We start from the raw sequence: 19,414 nt of genomic DNA on the forward strand, positions 1-19,414 counted from the left end.
GATTTAGGAGTGAGAAATTGTGATCTATGTCGCTTGTGGTTCAATAATGGCAGTGATTGGAATTATTTGGTTGATTTCACCAGCCAAGAAGCCTAATCGGATTTATGGCTATTTATCTTATCTAGCGCAAGTTAACAAGGATAGTTTTAAGTTTGCTCAAAGAAGGGCAAGTTTATATTGTATTTTATTCGGCTTGATTCAAGTCGTAATAGGGTTAATTATTCACTATTTGAATTGGGATCGCTATTTTCTCATTTGGCTATTAACTTTTTATTTATTTATCTTATTGCCAATTGTCTTTACTGAAAAAAGTCTCAAATCTTTTTTAAGTAAAAGACATGAATTGCCACATGACTATGTCGATCCCGATCAAGTAAAACGTCAAAGAACAAAAGGATTTAGGGATCGATAATGAGTTTGAGAATCTTAATGGTTGAAGATGACAGTTCTGTCGCTGAAATGATGGGAATGTTTTTCAAAAAAGAAGGTTGGCAGCAAGATATCGCTGTCGACGGTGTCGAAGCCGTCGATATGTTTAAAGAAAATGCAGATAAGTATGATTTGATTACATTAGATCTGAATTTGCCAAAAAAAGATGGGATTCAGGTTGCTAAGGAAGTAAGGGCTATTTCTCCTACTGTTCCAATTATCATGCTTACTGCTAGGGGCAGTGAATCAGATCAAGTTCTGGGATTAGGAATTGGTGCTGATGAATATGTGACTAAGCCATTTAGTCCAATTGCCCTGATTGCACGAATTAAGGCCCTTCATCGTCGTGTGATGATGGAAGAAGATGTTCAAACGCAAGAAAATACTAATCAGGAATATGAAATTCAAACACCTCATCTAAAAATTTCTAAGGATAGACGAGAAGTTTTGTTTGATGATCAACCGGTAGTCGATTTAACACCTAAGGAATTTGATTTACTGTATACGATGGCTCAAAAGCCTAAGCAAGTATTTTCACGTGATCAGCTATTAGAGTTAGTATGGGGATATGAGTATTATGGTGAAGAACGAACCGTTGATGCTCATATTAAAAAATTGCGGCAAAAATTAGAAAAAGTTGGCGCCAAAGTTATTCAAACAGTCTGGGGTGTCGGCTATAAGTTTGACGATTCGCAGGTCAAATAATGAAATTAATTTATCAGAACATGCTGGGCTTTCTTTTGATTATCGTAACCACGATTTCCATTATTGGTTATTCAGAAATCGGATATGCCCGTAATCAGGCTTACATGCAAAATTATCAACGAATGGAAAGTTATGCTAATTCGTTGGGAGAATTAGCTGAAACGGATGGCAAAAACGGCACAGCTTTACTAAATGATAATTTCTTGAATCAATTAGAATTTGTATTGCGTGGAGATGACGTTCATTTACGTATTTTTGATGATAAAAATACGCAAATTTATCCTCGGGTCAATGCCAAAGTTCAATTGTCTGATAAGATTTTTTCTACTTTGCAAAATGGACAAGAGATTCGCATCCAGAATAACCATACTGAAAATTCCCCAATTGGTTCAACTAAGGACGCATATACTGGTGTCTTAGTCCCCTGGATGAATGGAAAAAATTTGGTTGGTATAGCGTGGATTAGTTCTAGGGTAAAACATGTTGAGCGACCAATATATATGGCTAAGCGCAATTTATTGCGGGCTTTGTTAATCACTGTAGCAGTTGGACTTATTCTTAGCTTTATCATTTCATATTATTCAACTAAACGAATCAAACGGTTGTCTCGGGCAACGCAAAAAGTTGCCTCAGGAAACTTCAATGTACAGATCGCTCATAAAGACAGTGATGAAATTGATCAGCTGGCTGAAAACTTTAATAAAATGGTTAAGGCACTTAAGCAATCAAATGAAGAAGTTAGGGCACAAGAAAAGCGGCGTGATCAATTTATGGCTGATGCAGCTCATGAAATGCGAACACCTTTGACAACTATTAATGGCATTCTGGAGGGCTTGCAGTATGACGCCATTCCGGAAGAATCTAAGCCTAAGTCTATTGATTTAATGCAACGTGAGACTAAACGTTTAATTAGGTTAGTTAATGAAAATTTGGATTATGAAAAAATCCGTAATAATCAGATCATGTTGATTAAAACAGATTTTGATGCAATGCCAATTCTGCATGACTTAAAGTCGCAGTTAAAACAAAATGCTCAAAAGGCTAAAGACGAAATTAGTGTTGCTGGTCCAGAAAAATTGCCAATTTATGCAGATCGTGATCGATTTACGCAGGTGATGGTCAACTTGGTTCAAAATGCCATTCAATTTACGCATGATGGTCACATTCAAATTTCTGGTAAAAGATTGGAACATGCTAGTGAAATATCTGTCAAGGATGATGGTATCGGCATGAGTAAAGACCAAACTAAGTTTATCTTTGAACGCTTTTTCAAGGCTGATCCATCAAGAGCGAGGATGGGCACAGGCGAATCTGGGTTAGGATTGGCCATTGTTTCCTCATTGATTAAACAGCACGGTGGTAAAGTAAAAGTGGCTTCTGCACCTGGCAAAGGATCAACATTTACGGTTATCTTTTATGATAAAGGCTATGAACAATTTATAAGCAAAGATGAATAGAAAAAGGCATTCAGCTGCAATTTTATACAGCTGAATGCCTTTTAATTTTCTTTAGTTTTTATCACTTTTTTCTGTGCTACTTTTATTTTGCTCGGTTAATTGATTCTTAAGTACTTCTTCTGGCACTTTAGTAATATCTTTTTCACGATTGTGCAATTCAGAAGCATCAGTCTTATAGAGCTTGGTTGTAGAACGGTTATGATTTTCACTGTAAAGTGAAGTAGAACTATCTGCTAGGTCTTGTCTGATTGAGATCATCTTTTGATAATTAGTAGAGTAATTAAACTGAGTTGGATCAACCGGTACAAAACCTGTTGGAGTGTAAAACCGTAGTAAATTATGATTATTAAGCAAATCAGAATAATGAAGAGAATCTTTAGCTTTTTTAGCTAAAGCGGTAATTTCTTTCTTTTCCTGCGGGCTAAAATTAATAATTTGTCTACCGTTAATTCGATTGTAAACTGTTCCTTTTATTCCCTTGCCTCCAACGATAATATATTTGGAGCTGACAATAGTACCATTTCTAAAGACGATCCAATCTTGTCTATGAGGAGAAAGCATGTCGCTACCAAATTGAACATAGCCCTTATTACTGATTCCAAGTAGGTGAAGCAAGGTTGGAAGAACGTCGATTTCGCCAGCAATTTCGTGACTGATTTTTCCTTTTAAATTATCAGCGTGAATCATGAATGGAACTTTTTGCATTTGCACATTGTTATATGTGTTCCAAGTATCAGCACTTTCATTAATAATTGGAGCTAAGGTTTCATTTTCGGAATTACTTAATCCATAGTGATCACCATAGATTACTATCATACTATTTTTATAGAGGCCAGAAGCTTTTAGATAGTTGAAAAATTCATGAACTGCTTCGTCTAAGTAATGAGCAGTTTCAAAATAGTTGTTAATAGTTTGATCGCTCGTTTTAGTGGTCTTAAAGTTAGGATCGCGATCATCCTTATCTAGATCAAATGGAATATGGTTAGTAACAGTAATGAATTTTGCATAAAATGGCTGTTGCATTTGTTCTAGGTACTTGATGCTCTCGGCAAACAACAGCTTATCTTTTAAACCGTAACCAATATTGTCTTTATTTTGTGTACTGAAATAATTCTTATCAAAGAAATAGTTATAGCCCATATTTTTATAGACATCATTTCTATTCCAGAAAGTACCGACATTCCCATGGAATACAGCAGAAGTATACCCATCTTGACGCAGAATTTGGGGAGCTGCCTGGAACGTATTCTCAGAACCAAGTGAAGTGAATAATGATCCATCTGCAATCCCATATGTACTGGTTTCTAACATGTTTTCAGCATCACTAGTTCTACCTAAACCAACTTGATGATAAAAGTTATCAAAACTCAAAGTATGTTTATTTCGATAAAGTGAATTTAAAAACGGTGTCACTTCTTTGCCATTAACCTTAAGGTTAATTAAAAACTGTTGAAAACTTTCCAAGTGAATGACAATTACGTTTTTATTTTTCTCTACGCCAAAATGTGCGGATGAGGGAGCAGAATGAATCTTATTGGTAAAATTCAAAATCTCATTTAGATCTGAAGCATTAGCATTTTTGGTTACCTGAACGTTTTGTGCGCTCTTGAAACCATCATAAGCAGTAAAAGTATCAATTCCCAAATATTTCACTACATAAGAACGGTCAAAGGTATTTCTTAAAAGGCGTGGACGGGAAGTCTCAGCCAGAAAGATGTTCAAAGTAGTAATCAATGCTCCAACTGAAGTAATAGCGATGGGAGTTGACAGCCCGTATGATTTTTGATCGATTCGTATTTTATGAATAACCAAAAGGATGATGATAATGATAAGGTCAATCCAAATTAAGATGTCGGTAGGGTGGAGTAAAGCAACAGTACTTTTACCCAAGCCTTGGGAGACCTTGCCAGCATTAGTCATTGTTTTAATGGTTAAAAAATCAGTAAATTGCCGGTAATAGATAATGTTTGCAAATAGCAAAGCAGTATTTGCAAAATCCATGATTAACATGGCGATATAGGAAATAATAGGTTTAGGGATGTAAAAGCCAATACTAATCAAAATTACAGCAGTCCCAATCGGGCTGAGCCACATGATAACGTGCTGGTAAGGATCCGATAAACCTAAATTAAAGTCGAAATAAGCGGCAAAAATGTATTTTATCCAAAACCAAAATACCAAAAGAACCAAAAATCCAGTTCTTGTTTGAATAAAATTGCTAATTTTCTTTTTCATATTTTTCTCCTTTAACATCTTTTAATTTTAAAGGTTCCTTCTGCTTAAAACAACGATTTATCAAGAGTTATGCATTTTTTAATAATTACCTTTTGAAAAAATGGTTATAATCTAGAAGGAATAATTTAGAAAGAGGCAAAGCATGCTGTTTTTCGGCCCACTTTATAATTTTTTAGCAGAACGTTATGCGACTAGTATTAATCATTTTGCATTAGTTAAATTAACTTTTTTAGCATTAGATAAAACCTTCTTTTACTTTCTTATTTTTGCGGTTTTACGGTTGATCTGGCTTCTTTTTGTTAGAAGAAGACGATCAATTAAATCGGAAGTTAGTGTTTGGATTTTTGCATTTTATCTAATTTTGATTTTAATGTTGACAACGTTCAGAGATACTTATTTTCCATGGCAACTTGTGTTTAATTTTAATAGGCCGTTGAGTGATGTTAATTTAGTTTTTATGAAGGAAACGTGGAAATTAGTTTATGCGCCAAGCAGGTTAGATTTCTTTTACAATTCACTGGGCAATATTATGTGTTTTGTGCCGTTTGGAATATTATTTCCAATTGTTTTTTCAAAGAAGCAATCATTTTTTAAAACTATTTTGATGGGGATGCTGTTTTCAATTGTCATTGAAACATTGCAATTTTTATTATCAACTGGTGTTAGTGACATTGATGATGTCTTCTTTAATACGTGTGGTGCGATCTTAGGCTATTTGATTTATCTCTTTTTCAAAAAATTATGTATGCGCTTGTAAAATGATACTGGTATTCGATAAATAAGATTGTTAAAATAAGGATGTGAAATTTTTATAATAGTTAGGAAGCAGATTTATGAGTTTAATTAATTTTGATAGTAGTAAGTTAACGCCATTTGTTCATGAAAATGAATTAGGCGAAATGCAAGCTATGGTAAATGCTGCTAACACTGAACTCCGTGATGGTACTGGTGCTGGCAATGATTTCCGTGGTTGGCTTGACTTGCCAGTAGATTACGACAAAGACGAATTTGCTCGTATCAAGAAGGCTGCCAAGAAGATCCAAAATGATTCAGAAGTTTTGGTCTGCATCGGTATTGGTGGTTCATACCTTGGTGCTCAAGCTGCAATTGAATTTTTGAACAGCAACTTCTACGGCAAGGAAAAGACAGACATGCCAACTGTTGTTTTCTGTGGTAACTCACTTTCAGGTTCATACCTTTACGACTTGATTGAATGGGTAGGCGACAAGGACTTTAGTATTAACGTAATTTCTAAGTCAGGTACTACTACTGAACCATCAGTAGCATTCAGAATCTTCAAGGATAAGTTGATCAAGAAGTACGGTAAGGAAGAAGCTGCTAAGCGTATTTACGCAACTACTGACCGTCAAAAGGGTGCTTTGAAGACTGAAGCTGACGCAGAAGGTTACGAAGAATTCGTAGTTCCAGATGATATTGGTGGTCGTTACAGTGTTCTTACTGCTGTTGGTTTACTTCCAATTGCTGCTGCAGGTGCTGACATCGATGCTTTGATGAAGGGTGCTGCAGATGCTCGTGCAGATTACACTGATACTGATGTTCACAAGAACTCACCATACCAATACGCTGCTCTTCGTAACATCCTTTACCGCAAGGGTTACACTACTGAAATTGTTGAAAACTATGAACCAAATCTTAGAATGTTCGGTGAATGGTGCAAGCAATTGATGGGTGAATCAGAAGGTAAGGACAACAAGGGTATTTGGCCATCAAGTGCTAACTTCACTACTGACTTACACTCACTTGGTCAATACATTCAAGAAGGTCTTCGTAACTTATTTGAAACTGTTATCCGTGTTGAAAAACCACGTCACGATGTTAAGATTCCTGGCGATGAAAAGAACTTGGATCAACTTAACTTCTTGGAAGGCAAGAGCTTGAACTACGTAAACGATCGTGCTTACGAAGGTGTTGTTTTAGCCCACACTGACGGTGGCGTACCAGTTATGACTGTTAACATTCCAGATCAAACTGAACACACTCTTGGTTACATGATCTACTTCTTCGAATTAGCAATTGCTATTTCAGGTTACTTGAATGGTATTAACCCATTCAACCAACCAGGTGTTGAAGAATACAAGCGTAACATGTTTGGTCTTCTTAACAAGCCAGGTTACGAAAACTTACACGACGACTTAACTAAGCGTCTTAAATAATTAATTTTACTCAGCATATTTGATAGTATGCGGTTGAATATAGTTAGCATTAGCTAATTAAAGAAAGAGTAGAAACTTTTTTGAGGTTTCTACTCTTTTTGTTTGGAAGATTAAATTAGGGATCTGTATGAAAGAAAAAACTAAAAATATTTTAGCTGTTTTATCGGCAGCGTTTATGTCATTCGTGGGAATTTTGACAGAAACTAGTTTAAATGTAACTTTCCCTACGATGATGAAACAATTTAATGTAGCTCTAGATACTGTTCAATGGACTACTACAGGCTACCTTTTAACCATTGCAATTATTATGATCTGTTCATCGTATTTAAATGAACGCTTTACTGCTAAACAACTATTTGTAGTAGCTTGTGGTGGTTTTATGGTCGGCAGCGTAATTAGTGCGTTTGCGCCTAATTTTTCAATTTTGCTTTTAGGACGTTTAATCTCTGCATTAGGTGCAGGAATTAGTACACCGTTAATGTTTAATTTGGTTACCGAGATTATTCCACGCGACAAGTGGGGCGTTTATATGGGAATTGCTGGGTTAGTAGTCGCTATGGCTCCAACTTTAGGTCCTGCTTTTGGTGGAATTACTAATTTTTATCTATCTTGGCGCTGGATTTTTATTTTTGCGACTATCATTGCTTTGATTGTTTTCATCGCAGGTGTTCTAGTGATTGGCAAATATCATGAACAAGTTAAAAGCGATTTTGATTGGCTAGCGTTTATAATTTTAGCCAGCGCTTTTATTACGTTAACTGTGGGCGTTAATCAAATTAGTAAGGGAATCACCAATCCTCTATTTTGGCTTTTATTAATTGCAACGACTATTTTGATTTTGTTTTTTGTTAAATTATCTCAGAAATCAACCAAGAAGTTGCTTGATCTAGCTGTTTTTAAACAAAAGGCCTTTGTGTGGGGTGCCTTGGCATATTTCCTTTTACAGTTTAATAATATTGGTATCAGTTTTGTATTGCCAAATTACGTTCAAATTGTTGGGCATCAAAACTCTTTAATTGGTGGATTGATATTACTCCCCGGTAGTATTATCGCCGGTTTACTCAATCCTTATTTTGGCAGCTTGTATGATAAAAAGGGCGCTAAATTGCCACTTTACTTAGGTGGCAGTTTTATGATGCTTGGGTGCTTATTATTCATGATTTTTGGCTTGAATTTAAGTGTATTGATGATTGTCATTTTTTACGGCATCATGATGTTAGGGCATAGAATGTCCTTTAGCAATACTTTAGCAGAATCGCTTAAGGTAGAAAAAGGGGAATTGCGTGCGGATGCTACGGCTGTTTGTCAAACTAGTCAACAATTAGCTGGCTCCGTTGGAACAACTATCTTGGCTGTGATTATATCTATCTGGCAAAAAAAGCCTAATATAACTTATTCATTAGGAACGGCTCAGGGAAGTCAAGCAGCATTTATTTTTACAGTGATCATTAGTTTAATTATTATCTTTAGTGATTGGAAAATGTTTAAAGCAGAAAATAATAATTAAGTAAGACAATTACTTTAAAATAAGTTATAATAGTATATGAATGATGAAATTTAGTGAGAGATAAAAAGGACGGCTGACACACAGTCGTCCTTTTTTCTTATATCTTGTTATTTTCTTTTAAAAAGCTACGGATAATTTTTTCTCGCATTGCAAGAAAAACCGTATTATGACCTGTAGGATGAATTCGATTGGTTAATAAAATTAAGCCTGATCGTTTAACGCGATCCAAAATCATTAATGTACCGGTAAAACCGGTGTGTAAAATGATTGGATAATGATTTTTAGGATCAAAGCGTAGATCCCAGCCCCAAGAGCGAGGCTTTACACCAGCTGGATTTTTATTATCAAAAAGCAGGCTAACAGTTTTTTGACTGTAAGGTAATATCTCTTTTTTTAGTCCGAGATAACCTTGACTGAAGGTGATTAAATCTTGCATGGTTGAGAAAAGTCCGGCGGAGCCGCAATCTGCACCTAATTGTCGTGCCTTAGGATCATGTGGGATGCCCTGTAAGACCTGTCCATCAACGATTGCAGTTGGTACACAAGCATCTTTTTTAGGTGAAAATGTGGTGTGAGTCAGCGGCATTTGGCTGAATACTTCTTGCGTGGCAACGTCTTGTACAGGTTGATTGAAAATCTTTTTGATAACCAAGCCTAATAAAATGAAGTTGGTATCTGCATAGCGCATTTTATGTTCAAACTCGTCAGTTACGGGTAAATTGATAATTGCTTTTAGTAATTCATCATGATCCAGTTCATCACGATGCGGAATCCAACCGCGAATACCACTGGTGTGAGTTAAAAGATGATAAAGACGAATACGCGAATCTTTAAATTCTGGGACAAACTCTTTTAAAGGCTCGGTAAAATTAAGCTTGCCTTGATCATAAAGCTTTAAAAGTACATTTTCAGTAGCTAAGACTTTAGTTAGACTAGCCAAGTCATATTCAGCAAATGGACTAAGTTGAGTCACGGTGGGGTAGATACTAGCAAATCCTGTCGTTGAGGTAAAGATTTGTTTATCTTTAATGAAAGTGTAGTTTACGCCCGGTACAACTCTTTCAAAGACCATTGATTCAATTAAATGTTGTGTTTTATTATAGTCGATCATTTTTCACCATCCACTCAATTATTATAGACAAAATGACTTGACAAGCATAGAAGAAAAAAGCATAATTATTAATGTTGACTCGCCCGTTGGTCAAATGGTTAAGACGCTACCCTCTCAAGGTGGAGTTATGAGTTCAATTCTCGTACGGGTGATTAATTGAGATATAGCCAAATTGGTAAGGCACAGGATTCTGGTTCCTGGATGTTTGGGTTCGAGCCCCAATATCTCAATAATAAAGAAAAGGTTTAAGCTATTTCAGCTTAGACCTTTTTATTTTTCTCTAAAATAAAAAGATTCACTTTGCGTGAATCTTTATCGTTACATACCAGCTTTAATAATTTTCTTTTCGGCCATTTTCTTTCTAAGGGCAAGCATAGCAGTATAAGTAGAAAGAATATAAACCTTCTTAGTTGGTAATTTTTTAATTTCTTCGATTAAACTATCATAATCTGGATTGGTGCTCATTGTACCCGGATCAAAGCCAGCAATTTCTAATCTGAAGCCCATGTCATGCCAACGTTGTCCACCAACCAGAACTTTCTTAATCTTGTCTTTATTTAATCCTTCAAAATCAGCATCCCAAATCCATGATGTATCAATACCATCTGCGTGGTTAGCGTTAAGCAGTGCAACTAAAGAATAATCATCCTTTTCGGTGTTGAGCATGTGTAACACTTCATCAAGTCCAACAGGATTTTTGACCAAGATTAAATCAATATCTTTATTACCGTAATGAATTAATTCTTGACGGCCAAAAATACGCTTGTTTTCTGCAAATGCTTGAGCAACTTCAGCTTCAGTTAAGCCAAAATGACGTGCTACTGAGTAAGCAGCCAAAGCATTATAAATGTTGTAAGTACCACCGATGTTAATAGAGTAATCCTTGTTGCCCATTTGGAATTTCAAACTATTAGGCGTTTGTTCAAGAATGTTATTGACTGTAAAAGTCAAGTCAGGACGGTCGTAGCCACAATTAGGGCAGAAGAAGTCACCTAAGTTTGCGTAAATTCTGCTATGGTAATGCAAAATATGATCACATTTAGGGCAGAGCACACCATCAGTATTAACAGGGGCCTTAAGATCGTTTTCTGGTTTATCATCAGGTAATTTGAAACCGTAGAAAATTTTCTTATTAGGGAGCTCAACTGATGAAAAGATGCTTGCATCGCCGTTAGCAATAATGGTCGCATCAGGTGCTAATTTGATACCATCAACGATTTTGTCGTAGGTCGTATAAATCTCACCGTATCGATCCATCTGATCACGGAAAATATTTGTTAAAACAAATACGCTAGGATGAAGCAACTTAGTTACCATTTTTACGTTAGCTTCATCAACTTCTAGCACCGCAATCTTTCGCTTAACATGTTTATGTTTGTGAGCCAAAAAAGCCGTTACAATTCCTTGCTGCATGTTTGAACCTGATGGGTTAGTTAAAACATCACCGTATTTTTTCTTTAAGGCTTCAACTATTAATGCAGTAGTCATGGTTTTCCCATTAGTACCAGTAACGATTACGGTTTCGTAGCCTTTGGCTAGAGAATTAAGAACGTTTGGATCAATTTTCATAGCAAACTTGCCAGGAAAACTAGTACCACCTTTTAAAACGTTATGTAAAAACCAGTAACTAGACTTTCCCGCAACTTTGGCGATTCCTGATTTAAAACTCATGTTATAATCCCTCACTTTAAAACTATGTTTTAGTTTAGCATAGAGCAGGAATGAAAACGAGGTTTTACTGTTCATTTAGCTACACAAATTTATTTTTTCCTCTATACTATGTTAGGCGAATACTTTTTAAGTAAAAGGGAGGGCCCGGAATGTCGCAATTATTTTTTCGTTATGGTGCAATGAGTAGTGGTAAAACAATAGAAATTTTAAAGGTGGCTCACAATTATGAGGCACAAGGACGAAAAATTGCTTTAATGACGAGCGGACTTGATAATCGTAGTGGTGTTGGTACGGTTGCTTCTAGGATTGGCCTACATCGAAAGGCAATTCCAATTGCTGAAGATATGAATTTATTTACATACATCGAAAAGATGAATAGCCATGATCTGGCTGATGGAAAAGGAAAATTGGCCTGTGTTTTAATTGATGAAGCACAATTTTTGAAAAGACATCATGTCTTGGAATGTGCCAAAATTGTAGATGAATTTAATATCCCAGTAATGGCGTTTGGCTTAAAAAATGATTTTCAGAATCATTTATTTGAAGGCAGTGAAAATTTATTGATTTTTGCTGATAAAATAGAAGAGATGAAAACTATTTGTCATTATTGTGGTCATAAAGCAACAATGAATTTAAGAGTTAATAATGGCAAACCTGTATATGAAGGTGAGCAGGTACAAATTGGTGGCGATGAGAGTTACTACCCAGTTTGTCGCTATCATTATTTTCACCCAGGTATTCAGAGATAGAGAGGACTTTTAATTTATGGATAAAGTAATGGCTCAATTAGAGGGCTTAGTAGCTCATTATGAAGAACTTCAAGAAATGATGGCAGACCCTGAAGTTATTAATGATACTAAGCGTTACATGGAAATTTCTAAAGAAGAAGCCGATTTGCGTGAAGTTGTACAAAAGTACAAGAAATACAAAAAGGATAAGCAAGAAATTGCTGACAATAAAGAAATTATTGCCAGTGAAACAGATGCTGATTTGATCGAAATGGCTAAAGAAGAAAACGCTGAAATTGAAAAAGAAATTCCAGAACTCGAAGATCAAATTAAAATTTTAATGCTGCCAAAGGATCCTAATGATGACAAAGACATCATCATGGAAATTCGTGGTGCCGCTGGTGGTGATGAAGCTTCACTTTTTGCTGGCGATTTGCTTAGAATGTATGAAAAATACGCCGAACGTCAAAACTGGAAGGTTTCGATGATTGATTCAGAACCAACAGAAGTTGGTGGTTATAAGCGTGTTGCCATTATGATTACTGGGGACAAGGTTTATTCAAAATTGAAATATGAAAATGGTGCTCACCGTGTTCAACGTATCCCAGTAACTGAATCCCAAGGTCGTGTTCATACCTCAACTGCTACTGTTGCCGTTATGCCAGAATATGAGCAAGTTGATATTGATATTGATCCTAAAGATATTCGTGTCGATGTTTACCGTTCAAGTGGTGCCGGTGGTCAGCACATCAACAAGACTTCTAGTGCCGTACGTATGACTCACTTACCAACGGGTATCGTAGTTGCTATGCAGGATCAACGTAGTCAGCAACAAAACCGTGAAAAAGCTATGCAAATTTTGAAATCACGTGTTTACGATTATTACGAAAGTCAAAATCAAGCTCAATATGATGCCAAGCGTAAGAGCGCTGTTGGTACAGGGGATCGTTCAGAAAGAATTAGAACCTACAACTATCCTCAAAACCGTGTAACTGATCACCGTATTGGTTTAACTATTAACAAGCTTGATCGAGTAATGAACGGTGAACTTGACGAAATTATTGATGCATTGATTCTTTATAACCAAACTAAGCAATTAGAGGAGTTGGCTGATCAAAATGCCTAAAACTTTAAAGAAAATTAGAATTAAGGCAGGCGAAACTGCTGAAAATGCTCGTCCTGAAGATATTGACTATGTTTTAGCTGAGCGTCTTAATTTGACTCCAAGTGAATTTGAGTTAAAACAGGATATGGTCTTATCTGATGCCCAGTTAAAACAAGCTAATAAAGACATTAAAAAGCTAGCTAAGGGTGTTTCTCCGCAGTATATTTTGGGTTACGCCTGGTTTTTGGGATATAAGATTATGGTGCAGCGAGGAGTTTTGATTCCTCGTTTTGAAACCGAAGAACTAGTTGAATGGGCACTTAAGTCGTTAAAGAGCGGCGATAAGGTGCTTGATCTTGGTACTGGTTCGGGATGCATCACTGTTGCTCTTGCTAAAGAGGCAGAGAAAAAGGGAATTAAAGATTTGACCCTTTATGCTAGTGATATTACCGATTCTGCATTAAGAACTAGTGAAGAGAATTTCTTGACTTATGACTTGGATGTAGTAACGCGCAAAGCGAATGTCTTAATTGGATTAGAGAAGTTCGACAAGATTATTTCTAACCCGCCATATATTAAGACAAATGAGAAAAAAGAGATGGATGATAATGTCCTGCAGAATGAACCTAAAGAGGCTCTTTTTGCAGGTGGTGACGGTTTAGATTTTTATAAAAAATTTGCTAAACAGGTTCGTGATCATTTAAATAGTCATGGTGAATTTTTCTTGGAATTTGGTTTTAGTGAAGAAGATCAATTGAAAGAATTATTTGCTAAAGAATTGCCTGATTTTGATATTGAATTTAGAAAAGACATGGCCGGCAAGCCACGCATGGTTCATGGAAGGTGGCAAAAATAAAAATTATGGAAACCAAAATTTTTAAAAAAGATCAACTTGATGAAGCTGTTAAATTATTAGCTGAAGGGGAGCTTGTAGCATTTCCTACTGAAACAGTTTATGGTTTAGGCGCTATTGCAACTAAAGAAAAGTCTGTCAAGGGCGTTTATGCCGCAAAAGGTCGCCCTAGTGATAATCCATTGATCGTTACGGTTTCTGATGAAAAAATGATGGAGCGTTATGCCAAGGAAGTGCCTGAAAGGGCTAAGAAATTAATCAAGCATTTTTGGCCAGGTCCATTGACTTTGCTTTTGTTTGTCAAGCCTGGTACGCTTCCAGATGCTGTTACAGGTGGTCTTGATACAGTTGCATTTCGTTGTCCTGACGATCAGTTAACTCATGATTTGATTGCAAAATTGGGTTATCCAATCGTAGGTCCATCTGCTAATACCTCAACTAAGCCAAGTCCAACAACAGCTGAGCATGTTTACCACGATTTGAAAGGTAAGATTGCAGGTATTATTGATGGTGGTCCAACTCGCGTGGGTCTTGAATCAACTATTATTGATTTATCAGTCAAAACTCCAATTGTTCTTCGTCCAGGTGAGATTACGCCAGAAGAACTTAGTGAAGTTTTAGGCGAAAAAGTTTTAATTAATACTGGTAAGGTTGCAGATAAAGATGTGCCGAAGGCTCCAGGTATGAAGTATCGCCACTATGCTCCAAGTGAACCAGTGATCGTAGTAGATGATCCCGCTGACTTTAGTCAAATTGACTTTAATGATAAAACGGGTGTTGCCGCACTGGGTTCAGTTTTGGATCAAATTGATTTGCCAGATGAAAACAAGTTTAATTTAGGTAAGAACTTAGTTGATGCCGATCATAATTTATTTGGCGGATTACGTTATTTTGACGATAAAGACGACATCGCCACAATTTATGTTCAAGGTTTTGATGAAGGCGAAGAAAGTTTGGCTTACATGAATCGTTTGAACAAAGCTGCTGGTGGACATCATTTTAATAAATAAAAAATAAACGCAAAGGGGTTTAAACCCTTTGCGTTTTTGATTAAAATATTTATGATTAGATTATTTGTTATAGGAGGCATATATGGGAAAGTTTGTAGTTTTGGATCATCCATTGATTCAACACAAATTAACTATCATTCGTCGTAAGGACACAGGTTCAAATGAATTTCGTAGAATTGTTGGCGAAATTGGTGGGTTAATGACCTATGAAATTACGAGAGATTTACCACTTGAAGATGTTGAAATTGAAACACCAATGGGTAAAACTGTCCAAAAAGAAATTGCTGGTAAGAAATTGACAATTGTGCCAATTTTACGTGCTGGTATCGGGATGCTTAATGGTGTTCTTGATATGGTACCATCAGCTAAAATTGCGGTCATCGGCATGTATCGTGATGAAAAAACTTTGAAGCCACATGAATACTTCTTCAAGGCTCCAAAGGATATTGCTGAACGTGAATGTTTAGTTGTTGACCCAATGCTTGCAACTGGTGGTTCAGCAAATGATGCCATTGCTGCATTAAAGAAGCGCGGCGTTAAAGAAATCAAGTTAGCAGTTTTAGTAGCGGCTCCAGAAGGAATCAAGGCTGTTCAAGAAGCTAACCCAGATGTTGATATTTACGCAGCTGCTGAAGATGAAAAGTTGATGGATAACGGCTACATCTTCCCAGGTTTGGGTGATGCTGGTGACCGATTATTCGGAACTAAGTAAACCCTTTTTCGTAAAAATATTTATTAGAATACGTTTTCATGTTACACAAAAGAATTTTTTGGTGTTAAGATGATTTACGTGTTCGAGTTTAATTCAACACGAGAAGGGAGGTCACGAAGTAATGGAGAAATCATTTGTTTTTAAATTCATGGGCTTGAATTTTGATCTTACTGGGATCATCGGTTCAACGCTAATGGCTTTAGCAGTTTTTCTTATCTGCCTTTGGCTTGCAAGAAAAGTTGAAATGAAACCTAACAAAAGACAAAATGTTTTTGAATATTTACTCGATTTTACTAACGGTATCGTCAAAGATAATGTTAGTGATGTAGATGCGCAAAAACACCTATCTTTATTTGCACTTGTTTTATTTCTTTTCATTTGGTTTATGAACCAATTGGGTATGTTTATGGAAGTCAAAGTTGATGATTGGGTCTTTATCAAGTCACCAACTGCTGATCCAGTAGCGACAATGTCGTTTGCAATGATGACCTTGCTTCTATCGTTCACATTCGGCGTACAAAGATTTGGTGTTGGCGGCTATTTAAAGAATTATACGCAGCCAGTTGGTTTTATGCTCCCAATTAACATTATTGAAGAGTTTACCAATTTCTTAACCTTATCATTACGTTTATATGGGAACATTTATGCTGGTGAAGTTTTGCTTACATTAATTGGTAATGATCTAGCACATGCTGGTGGACCATTTACATTGATTCTAGCAGCTCCATTAGCCATGATTTGGCAAGGTTTCTCTGTCTTCATTGGCTCTATCCAGGCATATGTTTTCGTAACTTTATCAATGGTTTACATTGGTAAGAAAGTTACTACAGAATAAATTTTGGAGGTATAAATTTATGTCAGAAGCTTTTAAATACCTTGCTGCATCCATCGCAGCTGGTTTGGCAGCTTTAGCTGCTTCATTGGGTAACGGTAAAGTTATTTCAAAAACTCTTGAAGGTATGGCTCGTCAACCTGAAAGTGCAGGTAACTTAAGAGCAACAATGTTTATCGGTGTTGGTTTGATCGAAGCCGTTCCTATTTTGGCTATCGTTGTTGCCTTCTTGATTCTTTTCCTTTAATAAAATTTTTAAAACTAAAGGATTTAAATATTAAAGAGAGAAGGGCAGTAAATGACTATTCAAACATTATTTGCAGCCTCACATCATATTTACCTAGGTAATGCACTTTGGTATTTAATTTGTTTTGCCATCTTGATGTTATTGGTCAAGCACTTTGCTTGGGGTCCAGTATCAGAAATGATGGAAAAGCGGCGGCAAAAAGTTATTAATGACTTGGATTCAGCTGCAAGTGATCGAAAAAAGGCTGAAACGCTTGCTAACGAGCGTGAAGCTGCCTTGAAGAACTCAAGACAAGAAGCAACACAGATTCTCTCTGACGCTAAAGCTAATGCGCAAAAAACTGGCAAAGAAATCGTAGCAAGTGCGAATGAAGATGCTGCAGCAATTCGTAAGAAGGCAAATGAAGAAGCCACTAAGGCTAAATCAGATGCATTGAATTCTGCACGTGATCAAGTTGCTGATATTTCTGTAGCTATTGCTGAAAAGGTAATTGCTAAGAATTTATCTGCTGAAGACCAAAAAGATTTAGTCGACCAATTTATTAAGGGGTTGGATGATTAATGGCTTTAAGTAGAGAAGAAGTAGCTGCACGCTACGGTGCCGCTTTGTTCGGCTATGCGCAAGATAATAAAGTACTTGATAGCGTTTATGATGAAATGGTGGAGTTAAAAAAGGCAGTAGTTGCCACTCCTCAAGTCATCAACGTTTTAAGTGATCCTATCTTAAACAGTAAGGATAAAAAAGATTTTTTAACTGCTATTGAAAAAGATTTTTCAAAAGAAGTACAAGGCTTTTTAAATTTGCTGCTTGAATATGATCGTTTTGCATACTTGGTCGATATTATTGATCAATTTGTTGTACTTTATGATGATAAAAACAAGATCGCATCTGGTACTGCAACTACAGCAGTGAAGTTGGATGATGATCAACTTAAGCGTTTAGGTGATGGTTTCGCTAAGAAATATAACTTAAATGCTGTGCGTCTTGAGAATAAAGTTGATCCAAGTATTTTAGGCGGCGTGATTCTTCAAGTGAAGGATCGCGTGATTGATGGATCAGTTAAAAATAAGCTGAAGAAGATCCGTGCGCAAATAATTGATGAAAATTAAAAGAGGTGAAACCATTGAGCATTAAAGCGGAAGAAATTAGCTCCTTGATCAAGCAGCAACTTGAACATTACGACGACAAGCTCGACATTAACGAAGTTGGTGTTGTAACTTACGTTGGTGATGGTATCGCCCGGGCTCACGGACTTAATAATGCATTAGCCGGTGAGTTGTTAAAATTTGATAACGGTTCATACGGTATTGCTCAAAACCTTGATGCTAGTGATGTTGGTATCATTATCCTAGGTAAATTTGACGATATTCGTGAAGGCGACCGTGTTCAAAGAACTGGTCGAATTATGTCAGTTCCTGTTGGTGACGCCTTAATCGGTAGAGTAGTTAACCCATTGGGTCAACCTGTTGACGGTTTAGGTGAAATTAAGGCTGATAAGACGCGTCCTATTGAAGAAAAGGCTCCAGGGGTTATGGACCGTCAATCAGTTAATCAACCACTTCAAACTGGTATTAAGGCTATCGATGCCTTAGTTCCAATTGGTCGTGGACAGCGTGAATTGATTATTGGTGACCGTAAAACTGGTAAGACTAGTTTAGCCATCGATACAATTCTTAACCAAAAGAACCAAGATGTAATTTGTATTTATGTTGCTATTGGTCAAAAGGAATCAACCGTTAGAACTCAAGTAGAAACTTTAAAGCGTTTCGGAGCAATGGATTATACCATTGTTGTTGAAGCGGGCCCAAGTGAACCAGCACCAATGCTTTACATTGCACCATATGCTGGTACTGCTATGGGTGAGGAATTTATGTACAATGGCAAGGATGTATTAATCGTATTTGACGACCTATCAAAACAAGCCGTCGCTTATCGTGAACTTTCCTTGCTTCTCCGTCGTCCGCCTGGTCGTGAAGCTTACCCAGGTGACGTCTTCTACTTACACTCACGTTTGCTAGAACGTAGTGCTAAGTTGAGTGACAAGCTTGGCGGTGGATCTTTGACTGCATTGCCAATTATCCAAACCGAAGCGGGAGACATTTCTGCATATATTCCAACCAACGTAATTTCTATTACTGATGGTCAGATTTTCTTACAAAGTGATTTGTTCTTTGCTGGTACTCGTCCAGCCATTGATGCTGGTAACTCAGTTTCTCGTGTTGGTGGTAACGCCCAGATTAAGGCTATGAAGAAAGTTGCTGGTACTTTACGTACTGACCTTGCTGCTTTCCGTGAACTTGAAAGTTTCGCTCAATTTGGTAGTGATCTTGATCAAGCCACTCAAGCTAAGTTGAATAGAGGTCAAAGAACTGTTGAAGTATTAAAGCAACCACTTCATGATCCTATTCCAGTTGAGAAACAAGTTTTGATTCTTTATGCTTTGACTCACGGCTATCTTGATTCTATTCCAGTTGAAGACATTAGTCGCTTCCAAAATGAATTGTTTGATAACTTTGACAGCAGTCATGCTGACTTGCTCAAGATAATTCGTGAAACTGGTAAATTGCCAGATGATAAGAAGTTGTCAGCAGCTATTGAGGAATTTAGTGAGAGCTTTGCACCAAGTGAGAAATAGGAG

General features: G+C 36.7%; 19 protein-coding genes and 2 tRNA genes. 18 read left to right on the forward strand and 3 right to left on the reverse strand.

The window, feature by feature from the left end; all coding sequences use genetic code 11:
• Positions 1–19: 19 nt before the first annotated feature.
• The 3 genes from JEM49_RS03305 to JEM49_RS03315 are packed head-to-tail and all read left to right on the forward strand — an operon-like array spanning position 20 to position 2,591.
• The gene (locus tag JEM49_RS03305) at positions 20–412 is read left to right on the forward strand and encodes an SdpI family protein (protein ID WP_025005111.1); all 393 of its coding nucleotides are present in this window, start codon (positions 20–22) and stop codon (positions 410–412) included.
• On the forward strand, positions 412–1,134 hold the full coding sequence (locus JEM49_RS03310) for a response regulator transcription factor (protein ID WP_025005110.1): 723 nt from the start codon (positions 412–414) through the stop codon (positions 1,132–1,134). Before JEM49_RS03305 ends, JEM49_RS03310 begins: the two co-directional genes overlap by 1 nt.
• Positions 1,134–2,591, forward strand: a complete 1,458-nt coding sequence (locus tag JEM49_RS03315) for a sensor histidine kinase (protein WP_098044302.1) — start codon at positions 1,134–1,136, stop codon at positions 2,589–2,591. Before JEM49_RS03310 ends, JEM49_RS03315 begins: the two co-directional genes overlap by 1 nt.
• Before the next feature lie 51 nt (positions 2,592–2,642).
• Here JEM49_RS03315 and JEM49_RS03320 read toward each other — a convergent pair whose 3' ends face one another.
• Positions 2,643–4,844 (reverse strand): LTA synthase family protein, encoded by a 2,202-nt coding sequence (locus JEM49_RS03320; RefSeq protein WP_201873649.1) that lies wholly within the window; start codon positions 4,842–4,844, stop codon positions 2,643–2,645.
• Between the two features lie 124 nt (positions 4,845–4,968).
• On the opposite strand from JEM49_RS03320, the gene JEM49_RS03325 reads away from it, so the two are divergent.
• From JEM49_RS03325 to JEM49_RS03335, 3 genes are all read left to right on the forward strand, one after another.
• On the forward strand, positions 4,969–5,583 hold the full coding sequence (locus JEM49_RS03325; protein ID WP_087235342.1) for a VanZ family protein: 615 nt from the start codon (positions 4,969–4,971) through the stop codon (positions 5,581–5,583).
• A 76-nt stretch (positions 5,584–5,659) separates the two neighbouring features.
• Positions 5,660–7,000: a glucose-6-phosphate isomerase gene (locus JEM49_RS03330; RefSeq protein ID WP_087235341.1), complete on the forward strand. Its 1,341-nt coding sequence runs from the start codon at positions 5,660–5,662 to the stop codon at positions 6,998–7,000.
• 127 nt (positions 7,001–7,127) lie between these two features.
• Entirely contained in the window at positions 7,128–8,507 is a 1,380-nt protein-coding gene (locus JEM49_RS03335) for an MFS transporter (RefSeq protein WP_087175742.1), read from the forward strand.
• A 97-nt stretch (positions 8,508–8,604) separates the two neighbouring features.
• On the opposite strand, the gene JEM49_RS03340 is transcribed toward JEM49_RS03335, so the two are convergent.
• The gene (locus JEM49_RS03340; protein WP_087175743.1) at positions 8,605–9,618 is read right to left on the reverse strand and encodes a serine hydrolase domain-containing protein; all 1,014 of its coding nucleotides are present in this window, start codon (positions 9,616–9,618) and stop codon (positions 8,605–8,607) included.
• 80 nt (positions 9,619–9,698) lie between these two features.
• Between JEM49_RS03340 and JEM49_RS03345 the strand changes: the two genes are divergently transcribed.
• Together JEM49_RS03345 and JEM49_RS03350 are read left to right on the forward strand one after the other, a co-directional pair.
• Positions 9,699–9,770: transfer RNA gene (locus JEM49_RS03345), tRNA-Glu, on the forward strand.
• Between the two features lie 5 nt (positions 9,771–9,775).
• Positions 9,776–9,848: transfer RNA gene (locus tag JEM49_RS03350), tRNA-Gln, on the forward strand.
• 88 nt (positions 9,849–9,936) lie between these two features.
• Here the strand turns inward: JEM49_RS03350 and JEM49_RS03355 are convergent.
• Positions 9,937–11,289 carry a Mur ligase family protein gene (locus tag JEM49_RS03355; RefSeq protein WP_087175744.1) on the reverse strand — a complete coding sequence of 451 codons (1,353 nt, stop codon included), beginning with the start codon at positions 11,287–11,289 and terminating at the stop codon, positions 9,937–9,939.
• A gap of 149 nt (positions 11,290–11,438) precedes the next feature.
• Between JEM49_RS03355 and JEM49_RS03360 the strand changes: the two genes are divergently transcribed.
• The 10 genes from JEM49_RS03360 to atpA all read left to right on the forward strand — a co-directional run bounded on the left by JEM49_RS03360 (position 11,439) and on the right by atpA (position 19,411).
• On the forward strand, positions 11,439–12,038 hold the full coding sequence (locus JEM49_RS03360; protein WP_201873650.1) for a thymidine kinase: 600 nt from the start codon (positions 11,439–11,441) through the stop codon (positions 12,036–12,038).
• Between the two features lie 16 nt (positions 12,039–12,054).
• Entirely contained in the window at positions 12,055–13,143 is a 1,089-nt protein-coding gene (gene prfA / locus JEM49_RS03365) for a peptide chain release factor 1 (protein WP_087175746.1), read from the forward strand.
• Complete coding sequence (prmC, locus tag JEM49_RS03370; protein ID WP_201873652.1) at positions 13,136–13,978, forward strand: peptide chain release factor N(5)-glutamine methyltransferase; 843 nt, start codon at positions 13,136–13,138, stop codon at positions 13,976–13,978. The genes prfA and prmC overlap by 8 nt, the downstream gene beginning before the upstream one ends.
• A 5-nt stretch (positions 13,979–13,983) precedes the next feature.
• Positions 13,984–14,985 (forward strand): L-threonylcarbamoyladenylate synthase, encoded by a 1,002-nt coding sequence (locus tag JEM49_RS03375; RefSeq protein ID WP_025005101.1) that lies wholly within the window; start codon positions 13,984–13,986, stop codon positions 14,983–14,985.
• 82 nt (positions 14,986–15,067) lie between these two features.
• The gene (gene upp / locus JEM49_RS03380) at positions 15,068–15,697 is read left to right on the forward strand and encodes a uracil phosphoribosyltransferase (RefSeq protein WP_025005100.1); all 630 of its coding nucleotides are present in this window, start codon (positions 15,068–15,070) and stop codon (positions 15,695–15,697) included.
• 121 nt (positions 15,698–15,818) lie between these two features.
• Entirely contained in the window at positions 15,819–16,532 is a 714-nt protein-coding gene (atpB, locus tag JEM49_RS03385; RefSeq protein ID WP_201873654.1) for a F0F1 ATP synthase subunit A, read from the forward strand.
• 19 nt (positions 16,533–16,551) lie between these two features.
• Positions 16,552–16,776, forward strand: a complete 225-nt coding sequence (gene atpE, locus JEM49_RS03390; protein WP_005718768.1) for a F0F1 ATP synthase subunit C — start codon at positions 16,552–16,554, stop codon at positions 16,774–16,776.
• 51 nt (positions 16,777–16,827) lie between these two features.
• A complete protein-coding gene (gene atpF, locus JEM49_RS03395; RefSeq protein WP_025005098.1) occupies positions 16,828–17,337 on the forward strand; it encodes a F0F1 ATP synthase subunit B in 510 nt (169 codons plus the stop codon).
• Positions 17,337–17,885 carry a F0F1 ATP synthase subunit delta gene (locus JEM49_RS03400; protein ID WP_025005097.1) on the forward strand — a complete coding sequence of 183 codons (549 nt, stop codon included), beginning with the start codon at positions 17,337–17,339 and terminating at the stop codon, positions 17,883–17,885. Before atpF ends, JEM49_RS03400 begins: the two co-directional genes overlap by 1 nt.
• Positions 17,886–17,899: 14 nt before the next feature.
• On the forward strand, positions 17,900–19,411 hold the full coding sequence (gene atpA, locus JEM49_RS03405; RefSeq protein ID WP_025005096.1) for a F0F1 ATP synthase subunit alpha: 1,512 nt from the start codon (positions 17,900–17,902) through the stop codon (positions 19,409–19,411).
• Positions 19,412–19,414 lie beyond the last annotated feature (3 nt).

This window comes from Lactobacillus sp. A27 (assembly GCF_016742815.1).
Classification (GTDB): Bacteria; Bacillota; Bacilli; order Lactobacillales; family Lactobacillaceae; genus Lactobacillus; species Lactobacillus gallinarum.

What these genes read in the sequence shown, in the direction of transcription:
- JEM49_RS03310 (WP_025005110.1), top strand. Translation starts at nt 412, where the DNA reads ATGAGTTTGAGAATCTTAATGGTTGAAGATGACAGTTCTGTCGCTGAA.
- JEM49_RS03315 (WP_098044302.1), top strand. Translation starts at nt 1,134, where the DNA reads ATGAAATTAATTTATCAGAACATGCTGGGCTTTCTTTTGATTATCGTA.
- JEM49_RS03320 (WP_201873649.1), bottom strand. Translation starts at nt 4,844, where the DNA reads ATGTTAAAGGAGAAAAATATGAAAAAGAAAATTAGCAATTTTATTCAA.
- JEM49_RS03325 (WP_087235342.1), top strand. Translation starts at nt 4,969, where the DNA reads ATGCTGTTTTTCGGCCCACTTTATAATTTTTTAGCAGAACGTTATGCG.
- JEM49_RS03330 (WP_087235341.1), top strand. Translation starts at nt 5,660, where the DNA reads ATGAGTTTAATTAATTTTGATAGTAGTAAGTTAACGCCATTTGTTCAT.
- JEM49_RS03335 (WP_087175742.1), top strand. Translation starts at nt 7,128, where the DNA reads ATGAAAGAAAAAACTAAAAATATTTTAGCTGTTTTATCGGCAGCGTTT.
- JEM49_RS03340 (WP_087175743.1), bottom strand. Translation starts at nt 9,618, where the DNA reads ATGATCGACTATAATAAAACACAACATTTAATTGAATCAATGGTCTTT.
- JEM49_RS03355 (WP_087175744.1), bottom strand. Translation starts at nt 11,289, where the DNA reads ATGAGTTTTAAATCAGGAATCGCCAAAGTTGCGGGAAAGTCTAGTTAC.
- JEM49_RS03360 (WP_201873650.1), top strand. Translation starts at nt 11,439, where the DNA reads ATGTCGCAATTATTTTTTCGTTATGGTGCAATGAGTAGTGGTAAAACA.
- prfA (WP_087175746.1), top strand. Translation starts at nt 12,055, where the DNA reads ATGGATAAAGTAATGGCTCAATTAGAGGGCTTAGTAGCTCATTATGAA.
- prmC (WP_201873652.1), top strand. Translation starts at nt 13,136, where the DNA reads ATGCCTAAAACTTTAAAGAAAATTAGAATTAAGGCAGGCGAAACTGCT.
- JEM49_RS03375 (WP_025005101.1), top strand. Translation starts at nt 13,984, where the DNA reads ATGGAAACCAAAATTTTTAAAAAAGATCAACTTGATGAAGCTGTTAAA.
- upp (WP_025005100.1), top strand. Translation starts at nt 15,068, where the DNA reads ATGGGAAAGTTTGTAGTTTTGGATCATCCATTGATTCAACACAAATTA.
- atpB (WP_201873654.1), top strand. Translation starts at nt 15,819, where the DNA reads ATGGAGAAATCATTTGTTTTTAAATTCATGGGCTTGAATTTTGATCTT.
- atpE (WP_005718768.1), top strand. Translation starts at nt 16,552, where the DNA reads ATGTCAGAAGCTTTTAAATACCTTGCTGCATCCATCGCAGCTGGTTTG.
- atpF (WP_025005098.1), top strand. Translation starts at nt 16,828, where the DNA reads ATGACTATTCAAACATTATTTGCAGCCTCACATCATATTTACCTAGGT.
- JEM49_RS03400 (WP_025005097.1), top strand. Translation starts at nt 17,337, where the DNA reads ATGGCTTTAAGTAGAGAAGAAGTAGCTGCACGCTACGGTGCCGCTTTG.